This is a genomic window from Hymenobacter daeguensis (assembly GCF_054780555.1).
In genome coordinates, this window is record NZ_BAAGWC010000024.1 from 40,489 (window position 1) to 64,475 (window position 23,987).

Annotated in this window: 20 protein-coding genes; 12 read left to right on the forward strand and 8 right to left on the reverse strand. The window is 65.1% G+C overall.

All coding sequences use genetic code 11. The features are described from left to right. Positions 1-25: 25 nt before the first annotated feature. On the reverse strand, positions 26-742 hold the full coding sequence (locus tag ACYVHT_RS19095; RefSeq protein ID WP_460555744.1) for a DUF421 domain-containing protein: 717 nt from the start codon (positions 740-742) through the stop codon (positions 26-28). 231 nt (positions 743-973) lie between these two features. Here ACYVHT_RS19095 and ACYVHT_RS19100 point away from each other — a divergent pair, with 231 nt between their 5' ends. Continuing rightward, the gene (locus tag ACYVHT_RS19100; RefSeq protein ID WP_460555747.1) at positions 974-2,002 is read left to right on the forward strand and encodes a transglutaminase-like domain-containing protein; all 1,029 of its coding nucleotides are present in this window, start codon (positions 974-976) and stop codon (positions 2,000-2,002) included. Between the two features lie 14 nt (positions 2,003-2,016). Here the strand turns inward: ACYVHT_RS19100 and ACYVHT_RS19105 are convergent, their stop codons facing one another. After that, positions 2,017-3,117 carry a serine hydrolase domain-containing protein gene (locus ACYVHT_RS19105; protein WP_460555750.1) on the reverse strand — a complete coding sequence of 367 codons (1,101 nt, stop codon included), beginning with the start codon at positions 3,115-3,117 and terminating at the stop codon, positions 2,017-2,019. 234 nt (positions 3,118-3,351) lie between these two features. Here ACYVHT_RS19105 and ACYVHT_RS19110 point away from each other — a divergent pair, with 234 nt between their 5' ends. The 8 genes from ACYVHT_RS19110 to ACYVHT_RS19145 all read left to right on the forward strand — a co-directional run bounded on the left by ACYVHT_RS19110 (position 3,352) and on the right by ACYVHT_RS19145 (position 11,146). Next, positions 3,352-4,803 (forward strand): alpha-amylase family glycosyl hydrolase, encoded by a 1,452-nt coding sequence (locus tag ACYVHT_RS19110; RefSeq protein WP_460555753.1) that lies wholly within the window; start codon positions 3,352-3,354, stop codon positions 4,801-4,803. Positions 4,804-4,945: 142 nt separating this feature from the next. Next, on the forward strand, positions 4,946-5,539 hold the full coding sequence (locus ACYVHT_RS19115; RefSeq protein ID WP_460555756.1) for a nitroreductase family protein: 594 nt from the start codon (positions 4,946-4,948) through the stop codon (positions 5,537-5,539). A 131-nt stretch (positions 5,540-5,670) separates the two neighbouring features. Then, positions 5,671-6,807, forward strand: coding sequence for a redoxin domain-containing protein (locus ACYVHT_RS19120; protein WP_460555759.1), 1,137 nt, complete (start codon positions 5,671-5,673; stop codon positions 6,805-6,807). 168 nt (positions 6,808-6,975) lie between these two features. Next, a complete protein-coding gene (locus tag ACYVHT_RS19125) occupies positions 6,976-7,365 on the forward strand; it encodes a VOC family protein (protein ID WP_460555762.1) in 390 nt (129 codons plus the stop codon). Between the two features lie 205 nt (positions 7,366-7,570). Continuing rightward, the gene (locus ACYVHT_RS19130) at positions 7,571-8,914 is read left to right on the forward strand and encodes an alpha-amylase family glycosyl hydrolase (RefSeq protein WP_460555765.1); all 1,344 of its coding nucleotides are present in this window, start codon (positions 7,571-7,573) and stop codon (positions 8,912-8,914) included. Between the two features lie 8 nt (positions 8,915-8,922). Continuing rightward, positions 8,923-9,402 (forward strand): DinB family protein, encoded by a 480-nt coding sequence (locus ACYVHT_RS19135; RefSeq protein WP_460555768.1) that lies wholly within the window; start codon positions 8,923-8,925, stop codon positions 9,400-9,402. A 70-nt stretch (positions 9,403-9,472) separates the two neighbouring features. Continuing rightward, positions 9,473-10,438 (forward strand): aldo/keto reductase, encoded by a 966-nt coding sequence (locus ACYVHT_RS19140; RefSeq protein ID WP_460555771.1) that lies wholly within the window; start codon positions 9,473-9,475, stop codon positions 10,436-10,438. Between the two features lie 54 nt (positions 10,439-10,492). Then, on the forward strand, positions 10,493-11,146 hold the full coding sequence (locus ACYVHT_RS19145; RefSeq protein ID WP_460555774.1) for a phosphatase PAP2 family protein: 654 nt from the start codon (positions 10,493-10,495) through the stop codon (positions 11,144-11,146). Here ACYVHT_RS19145 and ACYVHT_RS19150 read toward each other — a convergent pair whose 3' ends face one another. Together ACYVHT_RS19150 and ACYVHT_RS19155 are read right to left on the reverse strand one after the other, a co-directional pair. Further along, positions 11,147-11,692, reverse strand: coding sequence for a GNAT family N-acetyltransferase (locus ACYVHT_RS19150; RefSeq protein ID WP_460555777.1), 546 nt, complete (start codon positions 11,690-11,692; stop codon positions 11,147-11,149). It lies immediately after the preceding gene. 89 nt (positions 11,693-11,781) lie between these two features. Beyond that, the gene (locus ACYVHT_RS19155; protein WP_460555780.1) at positions 11,782-14,955 is read right to left on the reverse strand and encodes a TIM-barrel domain-containing protein; all 3,174 of its coding nucleotides are present in this window, start codon (positions 14,953-14,955) and stop codon (positions 11,782-11,784) included. Here ACYVHT_RS19155 and ACYVHT_RS19160 point away from each other — a divergent pair. Beyond that, positions 14,897-15,961 (forward strand): NYN domain-containing protein, encoded by a 1,065-nt coding sequence (locus tag ACYVHT_RS19160; RefSeq protein ID WP_460555783.1) that lies wholly within the window; start codon positions 14,897-14,899, stop codon positions 15,959-15,961. The two genes, ACYVHT_RS19155 and ACYVHT_RS19160, sit on opposite strands and share 59 nt — an antisense overlap. 93 nt (positions 15,962-16,054) lie before the next feature. Then, positions 16,055-16,426, forward strand: a complete 372-nt coding sequence (locus ACYVHT_RS19165) for a hypothetical protein (protein WP_460555786.1) — start codon at positions 16,055-16,057, stop codon at positions 16,424-16,426. A gap of 254 nt (positions 16,427-16,680) precedes the next feature. Here the strand turns inward: ACYVHT_RS19165 and ggt are convergent, their stop codons facing one another. Next, a complete protein-coding gene (ggt, locus tag ACYVHT_RS19170) occupies positions 16,681-18,432 on the reverse strand; it encodes a gamma-glutamyltransferase (protein WP_460555789.1) in 1,752 nt (583 codons plus the stop codon). 145 nt (positions 18,433-18,577) lie between these two features. Between ggt and ACYVHT_RS19175 the strand changes: the two genes are divergently transcribed. Beyond that, positions 18,578-20,626, forward strand: coding sequence for a 1,4-alpha-glucan-branching protein (locus ACYVHT_RS19175; RefSeq protein ID WP_460555792.1), 2,049 nt, complete (start codon positions 18,578-18,580; stop codon positions 20,624-20,626). Positions 20,627-20,642: 16 nt separating this feature from the next. Here ACYVHT_RS19175 and ACYVHT_RS19180 read toward each other — a convergent pair whose 3' ends face one another. The 3 genes from ACYVHT_RS19180 to ACYVHT_RS19190 all read right to left on the reverse strand — a co-directional run. Next, positions 20,643-22,526 (reverse strand): alpha-amylase family glycosyl hydrolase, encoded by a 1,884-nt coding sequence (locus ACYVHT_RS19180; RefSeq protein ID WP_460555795.1) that lies wholly within the window; start codon positions 22,524-22,526, stop codon positions 20,643-20,645. A gap of 165 nt (positions 22,527-22,691) precedes the next feature. Continuing rightward, positions 22,692-23,162: a YdeI/OmpD-associated family protein gene (locus tag ACYVHT_RS19185; RefSeq protein ID WP_460555798.1), complete on the reverse strand. Its 471-nt coding sequence runs from the start codon at positions 23,160-23,162 to the stop codon at positions 22,692-22,694. Positions 23,163-23,256: 94 nt separating this feature from the next. Beyond that, the coding region (locus ACYVHT_RS19190) for a glycosyltransferase family 4 protein (RefSeq protein ID WP_460555801.1) at positions 23,257-23,987 on the reverse strand (731 nt) is incomplete at its 5' end.

A 23,987-nucleotide genomic window follows, 5' to 3' on the forward strand; every position in this document is an offset into this window, starting at 1 on the left:
GCTCCGCAGGACTCTCCAGGGGGGCTTATGCTTCGCGCTGCGCCGCGCACACCGGCACCCAGCCCTCGCCCTGGCACGTGGGGCAGGTGGCGGTTTCGCCTTTGGCCAGCTCCCGCACGTGGCCGCACTTGCAGCAGGCGTGGGGGCCGGCGGCGGCCACGCGGCGCTGCGCGGCGGCCAGCAGCTCGGGCCAGATGGGCAGGCCGGGCGCGGCCTCGTCCGGCGCGTAGAAATAGGCGCTGAGGTTGCCGGTGGCTTCCATGTAGGCGCGGCGCACCTGGCCCAGGTGCTCCACCTGCTGCTGGCGCAGCTCGCCAAACAGCTCCTTCTGGGTCAGGTTCAGGTTGTTGAGATTTTTCATGTTGATGCGGCCTTCCTCCACCAGCAGCACGGGCGTGCCTTCGAGCCAGTCGCTGAAGCGCGGAAACCACTCGGTGAGGCGGTTGAAAAACCAGTACAGCGCCCCCACCACCACAAACACCAGGATGACGGGCAGAAACGGCGTGTCGTGGTAGAGCATGGTATCGCCGGCCGCCGTGCCCAGGCCGAGGATGATGCTGAGCTCGAAAATGGAGAGCTGCCGCACGCCGCGCCGGCCCGTGACGCGCAGGGCGGCCAGCAGCAGCACGTAGGTGGCCACGCAGCGAAACACCACTTCGAGCAGGTAGGAGGGCGGCGCATCGGCCGTCCAGAGCATGCGGTGCCAGTCGAAGGGCGTGATGGGTTCGGCAAGAAAAAGCATGGGCGAGAGCGGCAGATGAGCCGCATCTGGTACGTGCCGCCCAACCTGCGGTTGGCCGCGCCGTACTTTTGGGCTACTGCTGGGGTCTGGTTGGCCCTGACTGGCGGGCGCTTCCCCAGGCGCTGCGTCGGCGGGCGGCGCCTCGTGCTCCGGCCGCCGAATGGGTGTTGCTTTTCAACGCCAATCCAGCTCTGCCGACGCCCGCCAGCAGCGACCTGTTGCCCCGTTGCCGTGACGTTTTCTTTCCCGATTTCCCCCGCCATTCGGGCGGGGCTGCTGGCTGCGGCTGCCCTTGCCGCCCATTCGGCCATTGCCCAAACGGCCGCCGCGCCGCGCAGCCGCACGTTTGTGCTCGCCAGCACGGCCACCGTGCCCGTGCCGCCCGCCGGCACCAAAACCCTGGACCTCTGGCTGCCCGTGCCGCACACCGACGCCAGCCAGGACGTGCGCGACCTGAAAATTGAGTCGCCGCTGCCGTATAAAATCGAGAAAGGGGCCTTCGGCAACCAGATGCTGCACCTGCGCCCCGCCACGCTGCCCACCGCGCCGCTGGTGGTGAAGCTCAGCGCCCAGATTACGCGCCGCGAGCACCTCAACCTGCGCGCTACCAGGCCGGCCGCGCTGGCTTCCAGCACCAAAAACGAAAAGCCCGACCCCGACATGGCCCGCTGGCTGGCCCCCGACCGCCTCGTGCCGCTCGATGCCAAAATCAGGCAGCAGGCCGAAGAAGTGGTGGCGAAGGCCCACGCCAGCACGCCGCTCGAAAAAGCCCGCGCCATCTACGAGCACGTGGTGAGCACCGTGACCTACGACAAAACCGGCCAGGGCTGGGGCCGGGGCGACATTTACTACGCCTGCGATGCCCGGCGCGGCAACTGCACCGATTTCCACGCCATCGTCATCGGCTACTGCCGCAGCCTGGGCATTCCGGCGCGGTTCAGCATCGGGCTGCCGCTGCCGGTGGGCCGGGGCCGGGGCGAAATCAAGGGCTACCACTGCTGGGCCGAGTTCTACACCAAAGAAACCGGCTGGGTGCCCGTCGATGCCTCCGAAGCCGCCAAGAACCCCGACAAGCGCAACTACTTCTTCGGGGCGCACGACGAAAACCGCGTCGAGTTCACCCGGGGCCGCGACCTGGAGCTGACGCCCCGGCAGGCCGGCCCGCCGCTCAACTACTTCGTGTACCCCTACGCCGAGGCCGACGGCCAGCCGCTGGAAGTGGGCCGAATGTATGAATATTCGGACATCACGGCGCAGTAGGGAAGGTCGACCAGTTAGGGCCGGGAACGAATAAACAACTCGGCAATTTTTCCCATTTCTACCTCGGCAAAGTCGGGGTTGCCCAAGTTGGTTGTGATGGCCAGCACCACGTGCTGGTCGGGGTAGAGCAGGAGGAAGGCCCGGCCGCCCCAGGCGGTGCCGCCATGGTGCACAATGCGCCGCCCGTGGCCGTCCTGGCCCGTGCGCCAGCCCAGGCCGTAGCCGGTTTCCTGGCCGTCGCGGGTGTGCTGGCTGGTGAAAAGCAGTTGGGTCGTTTCGGCCCGCAACAGCTGGCCCGATAGCAGCGCCTGACCTAGCGTGGCCAGGTCGGCGGCAGAGGAAAGAAAGCCTCCGCCGGCCCATTTATAGCTTACGTCTTCCCACGGGGCCACCATCACCACTTGCCGGCGCTTGCTCCATTGGTAGTAGCCGGTCCGACCGACGAGTACGCTGTCGCTGAAATCGGGGCGGGTGTGTGCCAGGTGCAACGGCGCAAAAACGTGCTGCGCCATGTAGGTAGTAAACGGCTGGCCGGAGGCGTTTTCGATGGCCGCGCTGAGTAGGTTCCAGCCGTAGGAAGAATAGGAATAGCGCGTGCCGGGCTCAAACAGCAGCGAGTCGTTTTGGAAGATGCTCAGGCTCTGCGTCACGCTGGCGTAGTGCTTCCGCATGGTGCCTTCGCTGCCTTGGTAGTGCCGAATGCCGGCCAAGTGCCCGGCCAGTTGGCGCAACGTCACGGGGTAGCGTTTCAGCGGAAAGCTCGGCACGTACCGCTGAATGGGCGCATCCAAATCGAGCTTACCCTGCTCTACCAACTGTGCCAGGGCCACCGAAGTGAGAGATTTTGAGACGCTGCCCACGCGAAACAACGAGGTGCTGCGCACCGGCGCGGGGTTTTCCAAATCGGCCAGGCCGAAGCCTTCCTGCCACACCACCGTGCCGCCCGCCACTACCGTAATGGCCAGCCCCGGAATGTGCTGCTGCACGCGCAACGAGTCCAGGTAGCGCGTGGCCTGCCGGATGGCCGCGCGGTAGCTCTTGGCTTTGATTGGCTTGTCAGGACGGACCGTCCCCTGGCCTGGGCTCACCAATGGGAGGCCAAATAGCAGGAACACTAGAAAGTAGCAGTAATGGCTCATAAGGCAGGACTACGGGAGCAAATGAACGGGTGAGTTTGTAGGGAAATACCCGCCGCAGAGCGGGTACCCATGAAACTGCCGCTGCGTTACAGGCAGTTGAAAAAATGCTAAAGACAGCTTGGTAACTCAGTGCAAATTAATGGATGAAGCCCCGCACTGAGCTGTGCAGAAGCAATGCCTGATATATCAAGAGCCGCTTTACCTTGCGCCATGACTCTTCCCACCCGCTCTCATCTCCGGAGTGCCCTGCTGGCACCGCTGCTCCTGCTCGGAGCCTGCCAGTCATCGGGCACCAAATCCAGCACCGATACTGAAACGGCTACCACCGCCGCTGCGCCCGACTCATCCGCCTTCACCATCAAGCACCCGGCCTGGGCACGCAATGCTACCATTTACCAGGTAAATGTGCGGCAATACACGCCGCAGGGCACGTTTCGGGCGGCCGAGGCGGACCTGCCGCGCCTGCAACGGATGGGCGTGGGCATTCTGTGGCTGATGCCGATAAACCCCATTGGTGTGAGCCACCGCAAGGGCACGCTGGGCAGCGCCTACTCCGTGCGCGACTACCGCGCCATGAACCCCGACCTGGGCACGCTGGCCGATTTGCAGCACTACGTGAACACGGCCCACCAGCTGGGCATGCACGTTATTCTGGATTGGGTGGCCAACCACACGGCCTGGGACAGCAACCTCACCACCGCCCACCCCGACTGGTACACCCGCGACAGCCTCGGCCGTTTCCGCCCGCCCGTGGCCGACTGGCAGGACGTCATCGACCTCGATTACAGCAAGCCCGCCCTGCGCCAGTACATGACCGAAACCATGGCCTACTGGGTGAAAACGGCCGACCTCGACGGCTTCCGCTGCGACGTGGCCGGGCTGGTGCCCACCGATTTCTGGAACCACACCCGGCAGGAATTGGAGAAGATAAAACCCGTTTTCATGCTGGCTGAGTGGGACGAGTTATTCCCGCCTACCTTCATCTCGCGCAAGGAATTCGACCCCAACACCCGCCTGCTCGAAAAGGCCTTCGACGCCACCTACGCCCTGCGCCTGCACGGCCTGCTCGACAGCCTAGGCCGGGGCCAGAAACCCACCGCCGAACTAGCCCACTACTGGGCCGCCGAACGGAAGCTCTACCCGCTCGGCGTGAACCTGATGACCTTCACCAGCACTCACGACATCAACGCCTGGGATGGCAGCGAAGTCGAGCGTTTGGGCGAGAATGCCCAGCCGGAAGCCGTACTCACCATGCTCTGGCCCGGTATTCCGATGCTGTATAACGGTCAGGAATCGGCCATGAAACGGCGGTTGCGCTTCTTTGATAAGGACACCATTCCGTGGGGGAATTACCCACTGCAGGGCTTTTACTCTACGCTGCTGGAATTGAAAAAACGGCATCCGGCGCTCCGCAATTTTGATGCTAAAGGTGACTTTCAGCTGCTCCCAGCACCAGAGCAATGCGTTGCCTTTGTGCGGCAAAAAGGGGCAGCGAAGGTTTTTGTGGCCATCAACCTTGGCAATTCGCCTAAGGAAGTAAAGCTGCCCGCCGGCCCGGCGCAAGTGTGGCAGGATGTATTTTCCAAGGCCGAGTCGCAGACGCCGACCAATGCGTCAGTGCTGGTGGTGCCCCACGGCTGGGCGGTGCGCAGCGTTGAGTGAGTCCGTCGCGGCCCAATCAAAACCTTCGGCAGAATGGTTGGGTAAACAACGCAACCGGCCCCGCTGAGCGTCTGCCCGGCTAGGCGCATGACCGTTTTCATGGCAGCCACCTGGTTTTCATTTCTCTAATGCCTTCTGCAACATGACCTCTCCGCTCTTCGACACCGAACAAATCAATACGCTCATCCGCACGCGGCGCAGCACGTTCATTCCGCAGTTCGTGCCCGGCCGGGTCATTCCGGATTCCACCATCTGGCAACTGCTCGAAAACGCCAACTGGGCCCCCAGCCACAAGCAAACCGAACCCTGGCGCTTCACCGTGTTCACGGGTGCGGGGCTGGTAAAGCTGGCCGAATTCCAGGCCGATTTGTATGAGCAAACGGCCGGGCCGGCCTACCGCGCCGCCAAGCACGCCAACCTGCGCCACAATCCGCCGCAGTGCTCGCACGTCATCGCCATTGCCATGAAGCGCACCGAGCCGCGCCTGCCCGAAATTGAGGAAATTGAGGCCGTGGCCTGTGCCGTGCAAAACCTGCACCTCTCGGCCCACGCCTACGGCCTGGGCGGCTACTGGAGCAGCGGCGGCATCACCTACACCGAGGAGGCCAAGGCGTTTTTCGGCCTCGGGCCGGAGGATAGGCTGCTGGGCTTCTTTCAGCTGGGGTATATCGAGGTGCCTTCCGCGCCCGGCCAGCGCGGGTCGGTTCACGATAAAACCCGCTGGGTGAGCGAGTAGCCGGCACCGGTCAGGAATGCCCCGTGACTAGGGTGCGTTTTCGGCTATAAAACCGGGTGGCTTTTTTGCGGTGGCCGAGGCAACCATTTCCGGGTATCGGGTATCACTACCCACTCATCGACCTTGCTCTTATGAAAAGCCTCCTCTACAGTGCCCTTTTCCTGCTGCCCGCTCTGGCACAGGCCCAAACCGATAATTTTGTGGTGAAAGGTACCGTGGGTGCCCAGGCCGGCGTCATCAAAGCCTATCTGGGCCACGCGGCCAACCAACAATGGGTAACCGACTCGGCCGTTGTGAAAGACGGCCATTTCGAATTCAGGGGTACGCTCCTCGAACCGGTGCGGGCCACCCTCACGTTCAGTCACCATGGTACGCCGCTCAGCCAATCGCAGGATAGGAAGAGGGAAATATTTTACCTCGAAAACGGTACGGTAGAGATAACCACGCCCGATTCGGCCACGAAAGCCACCGTGCGCAGCCCGATGAACGAGGAAGACGCCCGGCTCCATGCCGCATTGAAACCGCTGTTCGCCCGCTCCAATGCGCTCACCCAGGCGTCGCTGGCCCAGCCCGAAGCCACCCGCAAAGACCCGGCGCACGCGCAGGCGCTGAAATCCCGTCTTGCTGCCCTCGACGCTGAGCAAGACAAGGTCCGGACCGACTTTATAAAAGCGCATCCGGATTCGCGCTACAGCTTATTCGTCTTGTTTGATATAGCCAATGGGGCGCCGGATGTGACACCGTACATGGCGCTGTATCAGGGCCTGAACGCTGGCGTGCGGAGCACACCGCGGGGCCAGCGCATTGCCACGCAGTTCCAAAAATCGCAGAAAGTGTCGGTGGGCACAATGGCCCCCGACTTCACCCAGAACACGCCCGACAATGTGCCCGTGACCCTGAGCAGCCTGCGCGGCAAGTACGTGCTGATTGATTTCTGGGCCAGCTGGTGCGGCCCCTGCCGGGCCGAAAACCCCAACGTGGTGAAGGCCTACAATGCCTTTAAGAACAAAGGTTTCACCGTCATCGGCGTATCGCTCGACAAGGAAGGAGCCCGCGAAGCCTGGGTGCGTGCCATCCAGAAAGACGGCCTGACCTGGACGCAGGTATCGGACCTGAAATTTTTTGACAACGCGGTGGCCCAGGCTTACAACGTGAAAGCCGTGCCGCAGAGCTTTCTGGTAGACCCGCAGGGCAAAATCGTGGCCATCAACCTGCGCGGCGACGAGCTGCAAAGCACCCTCGGCAAGCTGCTGAGCAAGGTCAACTAGCCTGCTTCAATTTAAGTTAAGGAAGCAAGTAGCACGTCATGCTGAGCGGAGTCGAAGCATCTCTACCACGGGAGTAATTCAGTTACTCTTGCGGTAGAGATGCTTCGACTCCGCTCAGCATGACGTGCTACTTGGTCTTGGCTACTCCATCATCAAGCCTACATGCCCATGCCGCCCCTCCTTGGCCTGCACCACGTCGCCGTCATCGTTTCCGATTACGAAGTCTCCAAACGCTTCTACACCGAAACAGTCGGGCTGGAAATACTGGCCGAAACCTACCGCGCTGCCCGCGACTCCTGGAAGCTCGACCTGGCCATCAACGGCCAGTACGTCATCGAGCTGTTCTCTTTTCCGAGCCCGCCGCCGCGCCCCAGCTACCCCGAGGCGGCCGGCCTGCGCCACCTCGCCTTTGCCGTGCCCGATGTGGCCGCCGCCATCCGCCACCTGGAGCAGCACGGCGTGGCCTGCGAACCCATTCGCATCGATGAGCTGACCGGCCGCCGCTTCACCTTCTTTGCCGACCCCGACGGCCTGCCGCTGGAATTCTACGAGGGGTAGGGGCGGGGCCTGCCCCCGCCCGGGCGTTCGGGCCGGACCAACGACGACGTTCGGCCACGGGCGGGGCCTGCCCCCGCCCGGGCGTTCGGGCCGGACCAACGACGCCGTTCGGCCACGGGCGGGGCCTGCCCCCGCCCCACAAGCACGGTAACCACGGCTGCGGCGGGCGCGTAGCAAAAATATCCGCCACCCATTTCCTGCTGCCATGCCCGACGACCACCCGCTTGCCGCCCGCTTCACCGTGCCCCATCCCGAGTGGGCCGCCCACGCCACCATCTACGAGGTCAACGTTCGAAATTTTACGCCGGAAGGCACGTTTCGGGCTTTCGAAGCCCACCTGCCGCGCCTGGCGGCAATGGGCGTAAGCATTGTGTGGCTGATGCCGGTGCATCCCATTGGCGAAGTCGGGCGCAAAGGCACGCTGGGCTCGCCCTACGCCGTGCGCGACTACTTCGCCGTAAACCCTGAGTTCGGCACGCTCGATGATTTGCGGCATCTGGTGCAGGCGGCCCATGGGCTGGGCATGAAGGTGATTCTCGACTGGGTGGCCAACCACACCAGCCGCGACAACGCCCTCATTGCCGAACACCCCGACTGGTACCAGCACGATGCCGCCGGCCAGCTGGTGCCGCCCGTGGCCGACTGGACCGACGTGGTGGCGCTGGACTACCGCAACCGCGCCCTGCGCCACTACATGACCGAAGCGCTGGCCTACTGGATTTGGGAAGCCGACGTGGACGGCTACCGCTGCGACGTGGCCGGCCTGGTGCCCACCGATTTCTGGGACGAGGCCCGGCCCGCGCTCGATGTCATCAAGCCCGTATTCATGCTGGCCGAGTGGGACGAGCTGTACCCCTCGGGCGGGCTGACCTGGGAGGAGTTCAACGCCGACACGCGGCTACTCGAAAAGGCCTTCAACATGACCTTCGGCCTGCGCCTGCACTACCTGCTCGACCGCATTGCCGAAGGCCACGCCGCCCTGGCCGACATCGACCTGTACCTGGCCGCCGAGCGCGAGAAATACCCGCCCAGCGTGTACCTGATGCACTTCACCAGCAACCACGACGTGAACAGTTGGGACGGCACCGAATACGAGCGGCTGGGCCCGCTGGCGCTGCCCTTTGCCGTGTTCACGGCTCTGCTGCCGGGCATGCCCATGCTCTACTCGGGCCAGGAGGCGGCCCTGAACCGCCGGCTGGAGTTCTTCGAGCGCGACACCATTGAATGGGGCAATTATCCGCTGCAGGACTTCTACACGCGCCTGCTCACCCTCAAGCAGCGCCACCCGGCCCTGCGCAACGGCGACCCGGCCAGCCAGTTTCAGCGCCTGCCGGGCTCGGCCGAGGTGTACGGTTTCGTGCGCAGCAAAGGCCCGGCGGCCGTGCTGTGCGCCGTCAACATCGCGGCTGAGCCGTGTGCTTTGCCCGCCGTGCCCGGCCAGTGGCGCGACCTGTTCAGCAACGAAACCCTGACGCTCCAAACGGGTGAGGAAATCAGCGTGCCCGGCCACGGCTGGCGGGTGCTGGTGGCAGCAGCGCCCGGCGCGTAAACTTGCGTATGATTTCGGCCTTCCTGACTCAGTATGAATTGGTGCGTGGCGCGCGCGGGGCCTTGCTTGACTACTGCGCTACGCTCAGGCCCGCCGATTTCATCGCGCCGGTTCCGGCCTTCAACCACAGCTCCATGCGCGACCTGCTGGTGCACGTGGCCGGGGCTTACAGCGTCTGGCTGGGCGAAGTTGGCCTGCAGCGGAACACCCCGCGGCCGGTAGCGGCCGAAGTGCCGGATGTGGCGGCCGTGCGCGTGCTTTTCGGGGAAGTTGATGCCTTGCTGGCCGACTTCTGCCAGCACCATGCGGCCCGCTGGCAGCAACCCACGGTGTTCGACTTTCAACGGAAGTCAACTGCGCTCACGCTCATGCCCTTGCAGCTGTTCACGCACGTTGTTACCCACGAGTTTCACCACAAAGGCCAGGTGCTCGGCATGAGCCGGCAGCTGGGCTATACGCCGGTAGATACGGACGTAATCCGGTTTTAGCGCGCCTTACTGCCTTAACCCTGGTGGCAGTTTTCCGGTTAAGGAAGCCTAGCCATCTGTTATTTTCCTTATGCAACTTCGTGAACTGGGCCATTCGGGCCTGCAAATTGCGCCGCTCGTGCTGGGCGGCAACGTCTTCGGCTGGACGGCCGACGAGAAGACTTCCTTTGCCGTGCTCGATGCCTTTGTGGCCGGCGGCGGCAATGCCATCGATACCGCCGACGTGTACTCGGCCTGGGTGCCCGGCCACGAAGGCGGCGGGCAGTCGGAAACCGTGATTGGCAAGTGGCTGAAGCAGCGCGGCCGGCGCAACGACGTGCTCATCTTCACCAAGGTGGGCCACGAGGGCGTGACCGGCCAGCGTGACCTGTCGAAGGCCTACATCAAACGCGCCGTGGAAGCTTCCCTGCGCCGCCTCCAGACCGATTACATCGACCTCTACCAGTCGCACAAAGACGACGAAACCCGGCCCGTGACCGAGCCGCTCGAAGCCTACGCCGAGCTGCTGCAGGAAGGGAAAATCCGCGCCATCGGGGCCAGCAACTTCTCGCCTGCACGCCTGCAGGCCGCCCTCGATGCCGCCAAAACCCACGGCCTGCCCCGCTACGAGAGCATCCAGAACGAGTACAACCTCTACGACCGGGCCGCTTTCGAAACCGATGACTTGCCCCTGGTGCAGGCCAGCGGCATCGGCGCTATTCCGTATTACGGCCTGGCCGCCGGCTTCCTCACCGGCAAGTACCGCACCGAGGCCGACCTGAAAAAGAGCCCGCGCGGGGCCGGCGTGGGCCAGAAATACCTCAACGCGAAAGGCCTGGCGCTGCTCAAAGCCCTCGATGCCGTGGCCGATACGCACTCGGCTACGCTGGCCCAGGTGGCGCTGGCCTGGCTGATGCAGGCCCCCGGCATCACGGCCCCCATCGCCAGCGCCACCAGCCCCGGCCAGACCACCGAGCTGCTCGAAGCCACTGCCCTGCAGCTTACGGCCGATGACATTGCCGCGCTGGAGCAGCCGCACGCCGTGAAAGCATCGTAAAAGGCCGAGTTGCGCAATAACTTCGGGCGCTGCTTCACCAGTCAGTTCTGCCCCATGCCCACTTTACGCCAGCGCCTGCGCCAACTCGTGCCCACGCACCTGACGCAGACGTTGGCCACGGGGGCAGCCTGGGCCACCACCAGCTGGCTGGCGGCGGCCGTGGTGCAGGCCGGCGGCCTGCCCTGGGATGCGCCGCTGCTCACCTACTGGCACCGCCACGCCACGCCCGCGCTGGATAAGCTGGCCATCTTCCTGACCATTACCGGCAATACCTGGCCCATGGTGGGAACCGGCGTGGCCGTGACGGCGTGGCTGCTGGTGCGGCGGCAGTGGCGCGAGGCCTGGGTGTTTGCCCTATCGGTGGGGGGCTCCATGCTGCTCACGCAGGTGCTGAAGTTTCTGGTGGCCCGGCCGCGGCCGGCCCTGTGGGCCAGCATTCGGCCCGAGCACACGTTCAGCTTTCCCAGCGGGCACGCCATGGACACGGCGGCCCTGGCCACGGCGCTGGGGTTTCTGGCGTGGCGCTACCGGGCGCACCGGCTGGTGTGGGGGCTGGCGCCGCTGTTTTCGCTGGCCGTGGGCTGGGCGCGGGTGTACCTGGGCGTGCACAATCCCTCCGATGTGCTGGCCGGCTGGAGCGCCGCCGTGGGCTGGGTGCTGCTGGTGCAGGGCATGGCCGCCCGGCCCCGGCCGCTGAGCTGGGAATAGCTACAGCGCGGTAACTGCTTGCGGGTTAGGTGATTCATACCACACGCAGCGCGTGCCGCCTTCCTCAAACACGTTGCCCGGCTGCAGGCCAATTTTCTCCAGAATCCGGCGCGAGCCTATATTTTCCGCGTCGGCATAGGCACAGATGCGGGGCAGCTTCAGGGTTTGAAAGCCGTAGTCGAGCCAGGCCTGGGCGGCTTCGTAGCCGTAGCCCTGCCGCCAGAACTGTGGCCGGAACCGGTAGCCGAGGTCGTGGAAATCAACTTGCCCGTTTATGGGCCCGGCCACCAGCTTCAGCCCGGCCCAGCCCATAAACTCGCCGGTTTCGCGCAGCAGCACGGCCCAGCGGCCGATGCCGTTGGCGGCGTACTGGGCCTGAATGAAGGCCACGGTAGCCGCGCTTTGCGCCAGGCTGGTGGCCATATTCCCGCCAATGCCGCCGAGGTAGCGGTGCACCGCCGGGTCGGAGTCGAGCGCCAGCATGCCGGCCGCGTCGGCTTCAATAAACGGGCGGAAGTGCAGGCGGGCGGTTTCGAAAGGCTGCATAAAAGCTGGTAGCACACGCTTTCGCGTGTGCGGTGTCGGAGGTTGTTGCTGCGCGATGCACAAGCTAAAGCATGTGCTGCAAAGAACGGCTACCGTGTCACAATCAGGCGCTGGTGCTGGCCGGCCGCTTCGGCGGTGTACACGCCGGGCGGCACCGGCTGGCCAGCGGCATCGCGGGCGTCCCAGGGCAGGGCGTGGGTTCCGATAGACCCATCGAGGGGCAAGGTTCGCACCACGCCGCCCCGGGCGTTGCGAATGCGCAGCGCTGCCTCGGCGGGCCCGGCCGGGTGGCGGGTGTAGCGCAGGGTGGTGCCGCCCGGCCCGAAGCTGCGGCTGTCGGGCACTTCCAGCGTCAGCGTTTCGGGGGCAGCGTCGGGGGCGGCCGTCGTCAGGATTTTCAGGCCGCTCAAGCGCACCGATACGCCGGCATTCATCAGGAAATGCACTTCCAGCTCGTGCTTGATGGGGTCGTAGGAAAACCCTTCGGCCGGCACCGGCTTTTCATCGAAGTAAATGGCCGTGGGCGGCGCGGCCACCCGCTGCACCAGCAGCCGCAGAAACCGAAACGCCGGCTGCCCCGGATACTCGCCGTTGCTGCTCAGTATCACATCCGTCTGCGCGGGCGTGCAGAAGCCCCGCGCCGTGAGGGTTTCGTACTGGCGCCGTGCCAGCGCCTTGGCCGAGTGCCCGTCGTCGTCGTACAGCGTGAACTCCGATTCCGGGGCGCTGGGGTCGGGGTAGTAGCGCAGCAGCAAGGTATCGGGGCGGTAGAGGGCCGTGCTGGGCCGGTAGGCCGTCATCGGCAGGAAAGCGCCGGCCCGCACCAGCAGCGGCGTATGGGCCAATGGCGCGGGCACGCCCGCCGTTTGGTTGCCCGCGTAGGTCTGGTTGGTGTAGAAGTCAATCCAGTTGCCGCCGGGCAGCACCACGTTGCGCCGCCGCTGGCTGGGGTTGAGCACGGGCGCCACCAGCAGGCTGGGGCCGAGCAGGTATTGGTTGTTGGACGCTTCGCTTAATGAAGAATGAGGAATTAAGAATGAGGAATTGCTGCTCGAGCTCAATTCTTCATGAAGCGAAGCGTCATATTCCATGCTCCGCGCCAGCGGTGCGCCCGTCGTCGAGTTCTGCCAGGCCAGCGTGTACAGATACGGCAGCAGCCGATACCGCAGCTGCACCGCCTCGCGCACGCTGCTCTTGTAAGGCTCCGGATAATAATAGGGCTCCGGCGGTACGCCTTCGCCGTGGGGGCGCAGGATGGGGCAGAGGCTGGCCATCTGCAGCCAGCGGGTGTACAGCTCCGGGTCGATGCCGCCCACGCAGAAGCCGCCGGCATCGGAGTGCATGTAGCCCACGCCGCCCTGGCCCATGCCCACCATCACGGGCACCTGGGCGCGGTAGCCGCTCCACGAGCGGTTGATGTCGCCCGACCACGGAAAGACGGAATTGCGCTGCATGCCCGCCCAGCCCGAGCGCGCCAGGTTGAACACCCGCTCCTCGGGCAGGTCGCGGGTGTAGCCTTCGGTGAAAATGCCGGCCCAGGTTTGGCCGTAGGCGTTGTGCACGGCGCGGGCCGGGCCGGCTGCGTGCTGCATGGCCTCGGGGTGGTTTTCGGGCTCGCCGAGGTCGCTCCACCAGCCGGCCGCGCCCTGGTCGTGCAGGGTGCGGTAGTAGTTCCACAGCCAGGTGCGGGCCTGGGGCTTGAACACATCCAGAATGCTGGCCGGCCCCGCCCAAAACGACGAAACCGTGAACGGCCGGCCCGCCGCCGTGGTGCCCACCAGCCCCTGCGTCCGCACCGTCGAGTCGTTGCGCGAGGTGCGCATCACATAGGGCTCCGAAATCAGGATGGTCTTCACGCCCTGCTGGTTCAGGCGGCTCATCATGCCGGCCGGGTCGGGAAAATTGGCCTTGTCCCAACTCAGGTCGCCCTGCCGTTTGGTGCCGCCAAACCAGTACAGGTCCAGCACCAGCGCATCGAGCGGGAAGCCTTCGCGGCGCATGCGGCTGGCCACGTTCTGCATCTCCACATCGGACTTATAGCCGAAGCGGCTCTGAATCAGGCCCAGCGCCCAGCGCGGCGGCAGCGGCTGCCGGCCCGTCAGGCGCGTGTAGCGGTCCAGGATTTCGGCCTGGTCGCGGCCCGTTATCACGAAGTAGGAGAGGGACGTGAGCCCCTCGCCGCCGTATTCCAGCACGTTCGCATCGGTCTTGCCCAGGTCGAGGTAGCCCGGCGCGTGGTTGTCGAAAAACAGCATGTAGCCCCGGCTGCTGAGCACCGTGGGCAGGGCAATGTTCAGGTTGGGCTCGTGGTTCTGGGAGCCGTAGTGCGCCTGGTTGTACAGCTCCAGGCGGTAGCCGCGCCGGTCCACGGGCAGCGCGCGCGAGCCGGTGCCGTATAGCCGCTCGCCCGGCGCGAGGCGGAAGCGCACGCCCACGCCGCCGGGCTCGGGGCGGGTGGCCGGGGTGGGCGCGACAGCTTCGCGGCGGAAGGTCCCCGCTGCTTCAGTCACGACCGTATCAGCGCCCTGCACGATGCTCACCCGTAACGGGTTCTTGTGCACTATCGCGGTAAGGGAGCCAGGCAATGGCAATATGAGTTCCTGATGCCTGGCCTGCACCAATTTTGCAAAGAACCGGTTGCGTGCTTCGTCGTCATCCAAGTCTTCTCTTAGATAGGTGCCCTGCAATACCTCTGTGTTAGGCCATTGCATCACCTCCACGGCCTGTTCCGTATTCGAATAAGTATAAGGACTCTGGCCAGGAACAGAATATTCCACCCTGACCACATTTCGGTCCCAGGGCCACACGCGGACGGTGCTACCATCAGTGGCTTTGACAGTGAGCATTCCATTGCTGAATGCATGCGACTTATACCGCCCGCCCGGCACCGCCCGCGCCGGCACCACGCGCCGGCCAAATGGGTCATTCGTCGGCTGAGTATCCCCGGCGCGCTGGGCGCGGGCTGCCGGCGAAAAGAGGCATAAAGTCAGCGCCAGCCAGGTGGCCACCGTCGGCGCAGAAGCAAGGTTTCGTACCTTCATCAATTCAAGTAAAACACGAGCCGGCAAGTTACGGCCGAAGTCGATGGGCCCTCCTGTCTTTCCGGGGCGGGGCCCGGCCGTTTGTCCGCAAGGCACGTATTGCAAGCTGTTCTGGTCTATCCTCAGGGCTGATTTTCCATGACACGACAACGCATTATGCCCCATGTTGCCCAAACCAGCTGATTCTCCGTACGCTGCCGTTTTCATCGACTTTGAAAACATTTACTACTTCCTGAAGAACCACTTCCACGACCCGCCCGACCTCAACGACATCGTGCTCGATATCGTGCGGAGCCTGCGCGAAGAGCTGGGTAAGAAGAGCCTCGACAGCCTCATCAGCTACGCCTACGCCGACTTCGAGCGCCTGGCCACCGCCCCCCAGGGCGCCCTCTACCTGATGGGCGTGAGCACCCGCAACGTGCTGGGCACCGACCACAAAAACGCCGCCGACATGCAGCTCTGCATCGATGCGCTGGAGGTGATGTACACCCGGCCCGAAATCGGCACCTTCGTGCTCGTGGCCGGCGACCGGGACTACATTCCCGTGCTGCAGCACCTGCGCCGCCAGGCCCGGCAGGTGCTGGTGGCGGGCTTCCGCGAGTCGGTGTCCGGCGACCTGCTGCAGAACATCGGGGCCGCGCAGTTTCTGGATGCCCGCAGCCTGCTGGCAGCCAGCAAAGTAGCCGAGCTGGAAAAGCGCCGGGCCGACCGCCAGCGCACCATCGAGGAAAGCCGCCGCTTGCGCGAGCAGGGCACGGCCGGGGTGCCTTCGGCCGCCGCGCTGGCCGCCCGCGCCGCCACGCCGGAGGCTGATTCTTCGCCCAAAGCAGCGCCCGTGTCCACGGCCGGCGCGTCGCGGCCCGTGGTACCAGCGGCCCGGCCCGTTGCCCGCCCGGCCGAGGAAGTGCCCGATTTTGCCCCCGTGCGCCGGCTGGCCACCGACACCGAGCGCCGCACGCTGGCCTTCATGCTGGGCGAGTTTCAGAAGCTGGAAGCCAAGCAGCAGCGCCGCGTGACCGAGCTATGGCTGGGGCCGTTTATGCGCCTGCTCACCGATGAGCTGCCCGAGCTGCCCGACTACGAGCGCCGCGACCTGCTCAACAAGCTGCGCGATGCCGGCACCATCCGCATCGAGAAGCGCGAGGGCGAGCCGCACCCGTTTTCGGTTATCGTGGTCAACTACAGCCACCCCGACGTACAGGAATTGCACCCCGGACCCGAAAACTAGCCGCCCCGCCGGTTATCTTTGGCCGCCGAACCGCGCGACTGCCGCGTGCGCCCGGCCCCGACCGTTTCATATCCCCACTTCACTTTTCGCTACATGAGCTTTTTTTCTGAAGCAGAATCCAGCATTCGCCTGCTGTTCGATACCGTTAATGCCGGCTTCAACGTGGACCCCGGCAAGGGCCAGGACCACCTCGAAAACTGGATTCAGCACCTGCGCAGCATCGACCAGCCCACCACCCGCCCCATCGTAGCGGAGCTGGAAACCCTGCGCGGCCACATCAACGGCAACAACGCGGCCGGCATGGCCGTGGCCTTCCAGAACCTCGGCGAGCTGACGGCCAAAGCCGCCCTCAGCACCCACAACTTCAGCGGCGAAGGCGACAAAGCCCGCGAGCTGAGCCAGAAGCTCATCACCGCCGCCGGCAACCTGCGCGCCATCGCCCGCACGGTGCCCGCGCAACACTAAGCAGCGCATTGCTCAATTGACAGAGCAAAAAAAACGTCATGCCGAGCGTAATCGAGGCATGACGTTTTTTTATATTCCAGCCAAACCAACACAGCCGCAGCGCGGCGACGGGTTTGTAGAAGAAATCAGATAAAAAAGCCGCGTAGCGGTGACAGGATGTGTTTCTGTCACCGCTACGCGGCTTTTTTTATTTGGAACTGTGGCATTGCTACAAACCTGCCGCCGCTATGCGGCTATTCCACAGCTGGGGTTCATCAATACCCGAGCGCCGTATCGTCGCCGCGCGGGTCGGCGCCGCCTTCGAGCTTGCCATCGGGCAGCACGTGAATGATGTCGAGCCGGCCCCAGGGCAGCTGCGGGGTGGGGTGGTAGCCCCGGGCGCGGAGCGTGTCCTGGGCGGCGGGCAGTAGCGCGCCGGCTTCCACATACAGCTCATCGGGCAGCCACTGGTGGTGCAGGCGCGGCGCCGTCACCACCTGCTGAGCATTCAGGCCGTAGTCGACGATGCCGAGGATGCTCTGCAGCACGCTGGTAATGATGGTGCTGCCGCCGGGCGTGCCCGTCACGAGGGCCACTTTGCCGTTGCGGGTAAGGATGGTGGGCGTCATGCTGCTGAGCATGCGCTTGCCGGGCGCAATGGCGTTGGCCACGCCGCCCGTGAGGCCGTAGGAGTTGGGCACCCCGGCTTTGGCGCTGAAGTCATCCATCTCATTGTTCAGCAGAAAGCCCGCGCCGGGCACCACCACCTTGCTGCCGTAGCCGCCGTTGAGGGTGGTGGTGCAGCTCACCGCGTTGCCAAAGGCGTCGATGATGCTGTAGTGCGTGGTTTCGGTGCTTTCGTAGCCCGGCAGGTTGGCGCCCGAGGCCAGCGTGGCGCTGGCCGTGGCCCGGCCTTTGGAGCGCATGGTGCCGGCGCGCTGGCGGTTGTAGTCCACGTCGAGCAGCTTCTGAGTGGGCACGAAGCCGAAGTCGGGGTCGCCGAGGTAGGTGGCGCGGTCGGCGTAGGCGAGGCGCTCGGCTTCGGTGATGTAGTGCACGGACAGGGGCGTGTGGTAGCCGGCCTGGGCCAGGTCCACGGGCTCCAGCATTTGCAGCATCTGGAGCAGGGCCACGCCGCCGGAGCTGGGCGGCGGCATCGTAATCACGTCGTAGTCGCGGTAGCGGCCCCGCAGCGGCTCGCGCCATTTGGCCTTGTAGCTGTCGAGGTCGGCCTGGCTCACGAGGCCGCCGCTGCGCTTCATCTCGGCCAGCAGCAGGCGGGCGGTTTCGCCTTTGTAGAAGCCGGCGCGGCCCTGGTCGCGCACGCGGGCCAGGGTGCGGGCCAGCTCGGGCAGGCGCAGGGTGTCGCCGGGCTGCCAGTCGCCGCCGCCGGGGCGCAGGTAGGCCGGCTTGCTGCCGGGGTTATACTTCTGGAAATCGGCGCGGGCCTTGTTGAGGCCATCGGCTTCCTTGGCCGTGAGCGGGAAGCCCTTGGCCGCCAGGGCCACGGCCGGCTGCACCAGCGCGGGCCACGAGAGCTTGCCCAGCTGCTTGTGCAGGGCCGCCATGCCGGCCACGGTGCCGGGCGTGCCCACGGCCAGCGCGCCGGCGGTGCTCAGGCCGGGCACCACGTTGCCCTGCTTGTCCAGGTACATATCGCGCGAGGCCCCGGCTGGAGCCGTTTCGCGGAAATCGAGCGAGCCGGCCGAGCCGTTGCGGTCGCGGTAGAGCAGAAAGCCGCCCCCGCCGATGTTGCCGGCCGCCGGCAGGGCCACGGCCAGGGCAAACTGCACGGCCACGGCCGCATCGTAGGCATTGCCGCCGCGCTGCAAAATCAGGGTTCCTATCTTAGACGCTTCGGGGTGCGCCGAAACCACCATGGCGTAGTTGGCCAGGCGCGGCGCAGCGGCCTTGGGGATGGGCGTGCCCAACGACCCCTCAAAGGCCCGCGAAGTGGAAGTAACGGGCCGCTCGGCCGAGCAAGCCAATAGTAATGCCAGCGGAATAGCGAGTAAGCGTTGTTTCATAGCGGGCAAATTAACGCTATGATTGATGGGATTGCTACCGCCCGACGCAAATTGCCGTTAAGCTGAAAGAAATAGCCGCCGAGCCGCTCAGGGAGCTGGGCCGGCAGTTCCAGCGCACTACATTTGGCCCAAACCTTTCGCACCCATGGCTTCGTCAAAATCCACCCCGTCCACCACCGTCAAAACCCGCAAGCCCGCCCCGCTGGCCCTCGTGAAAAACGATGCCTGGCTGGCGCCCTACGAGCCCGTGCTGCGCCAGCGCCAGGCCCGCCTGCAGGCCCGGCTGGCCGAGATTGAGCAGTACCACGGCTCGCTGCTGCACTACGCCACCGCCCACCAGCAGCTGGGCCTCAACCACGATGCCGGCCGGGGCGGCTGGGTGTACCGCGAGTGGGCCCCCAATGCCGATTATCTGTCGCTGATTGGCGATTTCAACGGCTGGGACCGGGGCGCCAACCCGCTGCACAAGCTGGAATATGGCGTGTGGGAGGCTTTTTTGCCCGATGCCGAGTACGACCAGCGCCTCGCGCACGGCAGCCGCTTCAAGGTGCACGTAGCGGCCAATGGCCAGGGCAAAGACCGCCTGCCGGCCACCCTGCGCCGGGCCGTGCAGGACGAGCAGACCAAGGACTTCGCCGGCCAAATCTGGCGGCCCGAAACGCCGTTCCGCTGGACCGACCAGAAGTTCCGGCCCGCCACGGCCGTGAAGGAGCCGCTCATCTACGAAGCCCACGTGGGCATGGCCACCGAGGAGGGCCGCGTGGGCACCTACCGCGAGTTTGCCGACAACATCCTGCCCCGCATCGAGGCCGACGGCTACAACACCATCCAGCTGATGGCCGTGCAGGAGCACCCGTACTACGGCTCCTTCGGCTACCACGTGGCCAACCTGTTTGCGGCCAGCTCGCGCTTCGGCACGCCCGAAGACCTCAAGCTGCTCATCAACGAAGCCCACCGGCGCGGCATTGCGGTGCTGCTCGACATCGTGCATTCGCACGCCGTGAAAAACGAGGCCGAGGGCCTGGCCGATTTCGACGGCTCCGGCAACCAGTATTTCCACAAGGGCGAGCGCGGCAACCACCCCGGCTGGGACAGCAAGCTGTTCGACTACGGCCGGCCCGAGGTGCAGCAGTTTCTGCTCAGCAACGTGCGCTACTGGCTTGAGGAATTCCACTTCGACGGTTTCCGCTTCGATGGCGTGACCAGCATGCTCTACCACCACCACGGCGAGGGCGTGGCCTTTGTGGGCTACGACAACTACTTCGGCCCCAGCGCCGATGAGGACGCCATCCTGTACCTGCAGCTGGCCACCACCCTGGCCCACGAGTTCAAAAAAGGCAGCCTGCTGGTGGCCGAGGACATGAGCGGCCTGCCCGGCCTGTGCCGCCCCATCAAAGAAGGCGGCGTGGGCTTCGACTACCGCCTGGCCATGGGCATTCCCGACTACTGGATTAAGCTGCTCAAGCACACGCCCGACGAGCACTGGCCGCTGGGCGAGCTGTGGTGGACGCTCACCAACCGCCGGGCCGGCGAGAAAACCATTGCCTACGCCGAAAGCCACGACCAGGCCCTGGTGGGCGACAAAACCCTGGCCCATTGGCTGTTCGATGCGGCCATTTATGCCCACATGCACAACCTGGACGGCGACCCCGGCGCGGCCCGGGCGCTGGCCCTGCACAAAATCATCCGGCTGCTCACGCTGGCGGCTGGCGGCGAGGGCTACCTCAACTTCATCGGCAACGAGTTCGGCCACCCCGAGTGGGTCGATTTTCCCCGCGAGGGCAACGGCTGGAGCTACCACTTTGCCCGCCGCCAGTGGAGCCTGGGCGACAACCCCGACCTGAAATTCTACCAGATGGGCGAGTTCGACAAGGCCCTGATTCACCTGGCCAAAGCCCGCCACCTGCTGGCCGCCGGCCCGGCCACGCTGCTGAAGGAAGACGAAGAAAACAAGGTGCTGGCCTTCGAGCGCGGCGGCCTGGTGTTCATCGTGAACCTGCACGTGGAGCACAGCCTGACCGACTACCGCTTCTGGGTGCCGGAGGAGGGCAAGTACCGCGTGGTGCTGTCGTCCGATAACGGCCGTTTCGGCGGCTTCGACCGGCCCGACGAGGCGTTCGAGTACGAAACCTATGAGCATCAGCTCAGCATGTACCTGCCCAGCCGGGTGGCGCTGGTGCTAGCGCGGGGGTAAGGTTGCGGCTGGCCGGCTACTTCCCCAGCTCCAGCACCACGGCGGTTTTGGCGGGCAGCTGCAAGGTGGCCAGGCTGCTCAGGCTTTCGCCCGTCAGCACGTTGCGTGCCTTCGTGAAGCCGGCCATGCGCTCCGAGAAGCGGGCGGTGGGGAGGCTGGCGGGCTTGTCGGTGGTGTTGGAGGCCACCAGCACCGTGCCGGTGGCATCGTAGCGGAAGTACACGTAGAGGCCGTTTTCGGGCAGGTACTGCATCAGCTTGCCCTCGTGCAGCACCTTGCTGTCGCGGCGGTAGGTAGCCAGCTTTTTTACGAAGTCGAAGGCCTCGTTTTCCTTGGCCGAGCGGCCGGCGGCGGTGAATTTATCCTCCTTATCGCCGGGCCAGCCGCCGGGGAAATCCTTGCGCACCACGGCATCGGTAGGGTCTTTGAAATTCTTCATCAGGATTTCGGTGCCGTAGTACATGCTCGGGATGCCGCGGGTGGTGAGCAGCCAGGTCAGGCCCATCTTGTAGCGGTCAAAATCGTCGCCGATGACGGACAGGTACCGGTCGTGGTCGAAGTTGTCGAGGAAGGTAACGAGCTTGGTGGGGTCCTGGTACACCACGTCCTGGGCCAGGCTCTGGTAGAAGCGGTGCGGGCCGCCGTCGAAGCCCGTGGCGGCGGGCGTGCCCACTTCCTTCAGGGCGGCCAGCATGGCGCCTTCGAGCACGAAATCGAGCCCGCCGGGCTGGTTCGACTTGAAGGGAAAATCAATCTTGTTGCGGGTGTAGTAGGCCTGGTCCACCACGTTGCTCACCGCCGACTCGCCGAAAATGTGCAGGCGCGGGTACTCGGCCAGCAGCGCCGCGTTGCAGCGATTCATAAACGGCTGGTTGTTATACAGGTAAGTGTCGATGCGGTAGGCATCGATACCGAAGTTTTCCACGTTCCAGATGGCGTTTTCAATCAGGTAGTTGGCCACGTAGGGGTTCTGCTGATTGAGGTCGGGCAGGAAGGGCACAAACCAGCCGTCGAGCGTGACCTTGCGGTCGCTTTGGGCCGCGTGCGGGTCGGTGATGGGCTGGTACTTGTAGCTGGTGTTGGTGTAGGCGGACCACTGGTGCAGCCAGCTTTTCATGGGCAGGTCCTGCAAAATCCAGTGGGTGTTGCCCACGTGGTTGTACACGGCGTCCTGCACCACTTTCAGGCCGGCGGCGTGGGCCTGCTGCACGTAGCTTTTGTAGCCCGCGTTGCCGCCGAAGCGCCGGTCAATCCGGTACTGGTCCGTAAAGCCGAAGCCGTGGTAGGAGGCGCGCATGGTGCCGGCTTCGTTGGTGAGGGGCTGGTCGTTTTCCGTCACGGGCGTCAGCCACACGGCCGTCGCGCCCAGCTCTTTGAGGTAGGGGAAGTGCTGGGCTACGCCGGCCAAATCGCCGCCGTGGCGCAGGAAGGGGTTGGCGCGGTCCACGCTCGGGTCGCGCATGTCGGCAAACTTGTCGTTGCCGGGGTCGCCGTTGGCGAAGCGGTCCACCATGGCCACGTAGATGAAGTCGGCGGCCGTCACGCCCTGGGCTTTGGGCGAATTGTCGCGGGCTTTTAATTCCCAGGTCTGCGTCACGGTCTGGCTGCCTTTTTTGCCCACCAGCTGCACCTTGCCGGGCTTGGCCGTGGGAGCAATAGTGAGGTCCAGAAACGCGTAATTGGGGTTCTCCACCGTGCTGGCCTTCACCAGCTTCACTCCGGGGTAGCTGATGGTATAAGTCAGCGTGCCCGCGCCCGGCCCGTGCACCAGCAGCTGCACGCTGGAGTTTTTCATGCCCACCCACCAGTTGGTGGGGTTCACGCGGTCGATGCTGGCGGTTTGGGCGTTGGCCAGCAGCGGCAGCAGCAGGGCCAGCAGGGGCAGGTAATGCTTTTTCATGAGGGTGGTTGGTGGGAAACCAGTAGTTGGAGTTGACAAATGACTTGGAACGTCATGTCGAGCGCAGCCGAAACCTCTCGCGTGTGGTAGTAACTAATTACTTCAGCACGCGAGATGTCTCGGCTGCGCTCGACATGACCGTTTTAACGACAGCGAATAGCGCCGCTAGCCGCGCTTGCGGCCCTGGCCCAGCATTTCCACTACCTCGGCCAGGCGGCGGGTGCGGGTTTCGGGGCGCTTGGCGCCGTCCAGCCAGCGCACGTACTCGCGCTGGTGGGTGTAGGCGAGCTTGTTGAAATAGGCGGCGGCCTTGGGCGCGTCGGCCAGCAGGGCGGCCAGGTCGGCGGGGGCTTCCAGCTTGCGCTCGGCGGTGTCGCGGCTCATGGTCACGCGCACCGTGTCGCCCACCGTTTTGTCGATGGCTTTGCGGATTTGCTTGAGGATGAGCAGCGCGTGGTAGCCGTCGCCCATGGGCACGATGCTGCCCTGGTAAGGGTAGCCGTCGAAGGTGGCCTGCACGGGCACCCGGCCCTTGGTGCCATACACCTCCTTCACCGAAAAAGGCACCACCACATACACCCCGCCGGTATCGCCGGAGGCTTCCAAAACGGCTTCAAATTCGTGTTCGGGCTGCATGAGAACGGTGCTTCAGAAGGGTTGGAAAATGGCTTAATCAGACAAAGGAAGCCATTTTTTGCCTAACCGCTCCACCGCCGGGCCCAACGCACCCTCAAAGCGCCACTTCGCCCAACGCCCGCTGCACCGCCGCCTCATCATCGGCGGCCACGATGCGGATTTCGCCCGTGGCCTCGCCGTACACGGTGCGCAGGCGGCGCTGCACGGCCGCGTCGGGCACCAGCACCAGCGTGGCGCGGCGCAGGGTCATGCGCTCCAGCTCGGGCAGCCAGCCGCGCTCGGCGGGGCCGGCGAAGTCGGCGGCGAGGCTGGTCAGGTACAGCACCAGCGGCTGGCGCGAGCTGTTCCGGATTTCGAGCGCGGCCAGCCAGGCAGGCCAGCTGGGCGCGTATATCACCCCGAAATCCTGGTGGTGGTGCACCAGTTGCGCCGCCTGCCGGGCATAGTGAATCATGCGGAAGTTCAGCCCTTCCAGTTGCGGCATCCGGGGGGCGCTGGAGGGCATGGCCGGGGCTTCGGCGGGTTCTGCCGCGGCCGTGGCCGGGGCCGGCGCATCGGGCACAAGGTCGTCTTCCGGGGCCGAGATGGCGTTGGCTTCGCCCGCGCCCACTTCCTCCGTGGGCTCATCGAAGAGGGCCGGTGCCTGAATGGCCACGGCGGGCAGCTCGGGGTCGGGGTCGAAGCTCAGGTCGCCGGCCAGCAGATGCCGGCGGGGCCGCAGGGCATTGGAAGCAGGAGGGGCGGTGGGCGCCGCCGCCGCCGCGGGCGCGCCAGCAGCGGCGGGCCGGGCGAAGTGCCCGTCCTCATCGACCCCGACACCCAGAA

What these genes read in the sequence shown, in the direction of transcription:
- ACYVHT_RS19115 (WP_460555756.1), top strand. Translation starts at nt 4,946, where the DNA reads ATGACCTCTCCGCTCTTCGACACCGAACAAATCAATACGCTCATCCGC.
- ACYVHT_RS19175 (WP_460555792.1), top strand. Translation starts at nt 18,578, where the DNA reads ATGGCTTCGTCAAAATCCACCCCGTCCACCACCGTCAAAACCCGCAAG.
- ACYVHT_RS19150 (WP_460555777.1), bottom strand. Translation starts at nt 11,692, where the DNA reads ATGCAGCCTTTCGAAACCGCCCGCCTGCACTTCCGCCCGTTTATTGAA.
- ACYVHT_RS19165 (WP_460555786.1), top strand. Translation starts at nt 16,055, where the DNA reads ATGAGCTTTTTTTCTGAAGCAGAATCCAGCATTCGCCTGCTGTTCGAT.
- ACYVHT_RS19110 (WP_460555753.1), top strand. Translation starts at nt 3,352, where the DNA reads ATGACTCTTCCCACCCGCTCTCATCTCCGGAGTGCCCTGCTGGCACCG.
- ACYVHT_RS19120 (WP_460555759.1), top strand. Translation starts at nt 5,671, where the DNA reads ATGAAAAGCCTCCTCTACAGTGCCCTTTTCCTGCTGCCCGCTCTGGCA.
- ACYVHT_RS19185 (WP_460555798.1), bottom strand. Translation starts at nt 23,162, where the DNA reads ATGCAGCCCGAACACGAATTTGAAGCCGTTTTGGAAGCCTCCGGCGAT.
- ACYVHT_RS19145 (WP_460555774.1), top strand. Translation starts at nt 10,493, where the DNA reads ATGCCCACTTTACGCCAGCGCCTGCGCCAACTCGTGCCCACGCACCTG.
- ACYVHT_RS19095 (WP_460555744.1), bottom strand. Translation starts at nt 742, where the DNA reads ATGCTTTTTCTTGCCGAACCCATCACGCCCTTCGACTGGCACCGCATG.
- ACYVHT_RS19140 (WP_460555771.1), top strand. Translation starts at nt 9,473, where the DNA reads ATGCAACTTCGTGAACTGGGCCATTCGGGCCTGCAAATTGCGCCGCTC.
- ACYVHT_RS19135 (WP_460555768.1), top strand. Translation starts at nt 8,923, where the DNA reads ATGATTTCGGCCTTCCTGACTCAGTATGAATTGGTGCGTGGCGCGCGC.
- ACYVHT_RS19160 (WP_460555783.1), top strand. Translation starts at nt 14,897, where the DNA reads ATGTTGCCCAAACCAGCTGATTCTCCGTACGCTGCCGTTTTCATCGAC.
- ACYVHT_RS19130 (WP_460555765.1), top strand. Translation starts at nt 7,571, where the DNA reads ATGCCCGACGACCACCCGCTTGCCGCCCGCTTCACCGTGCCCCATCCC.
- ACYVHT_RS19125 (WP_460555762.1), top strand. Translation starts at nt 6,976, where the DNA reads ATGCCGCCCCTCCTTGGCCTGCACCACGTCGCCGTCATCGTTTCCGAT.
- ggt (WP_460555789.1), bottom strand. Translation starts at nt 18,432, where the DNA reads ATGAAACAACGCTTACTCGCTATTCCGCTGGCATTACTATTGGCTTGC.
- ACYVHT_RS19155 (WP_460555780.1), bottom strand. Translation starts at nt 14,955, where the DNA reads ATGTTTTCAAAGTCGATGAAAACGGCAGCGTACGGAGAATCAGCTGGT.
- ACYVHT_RS19180 (WP_460555795.1), bottom strand. Translation starts at nt 22,526, where the DNA reads ATGAAAAAGCATTACCTGCCCCTGCTGGCCCTGCTGCTGCCGCTGCTG.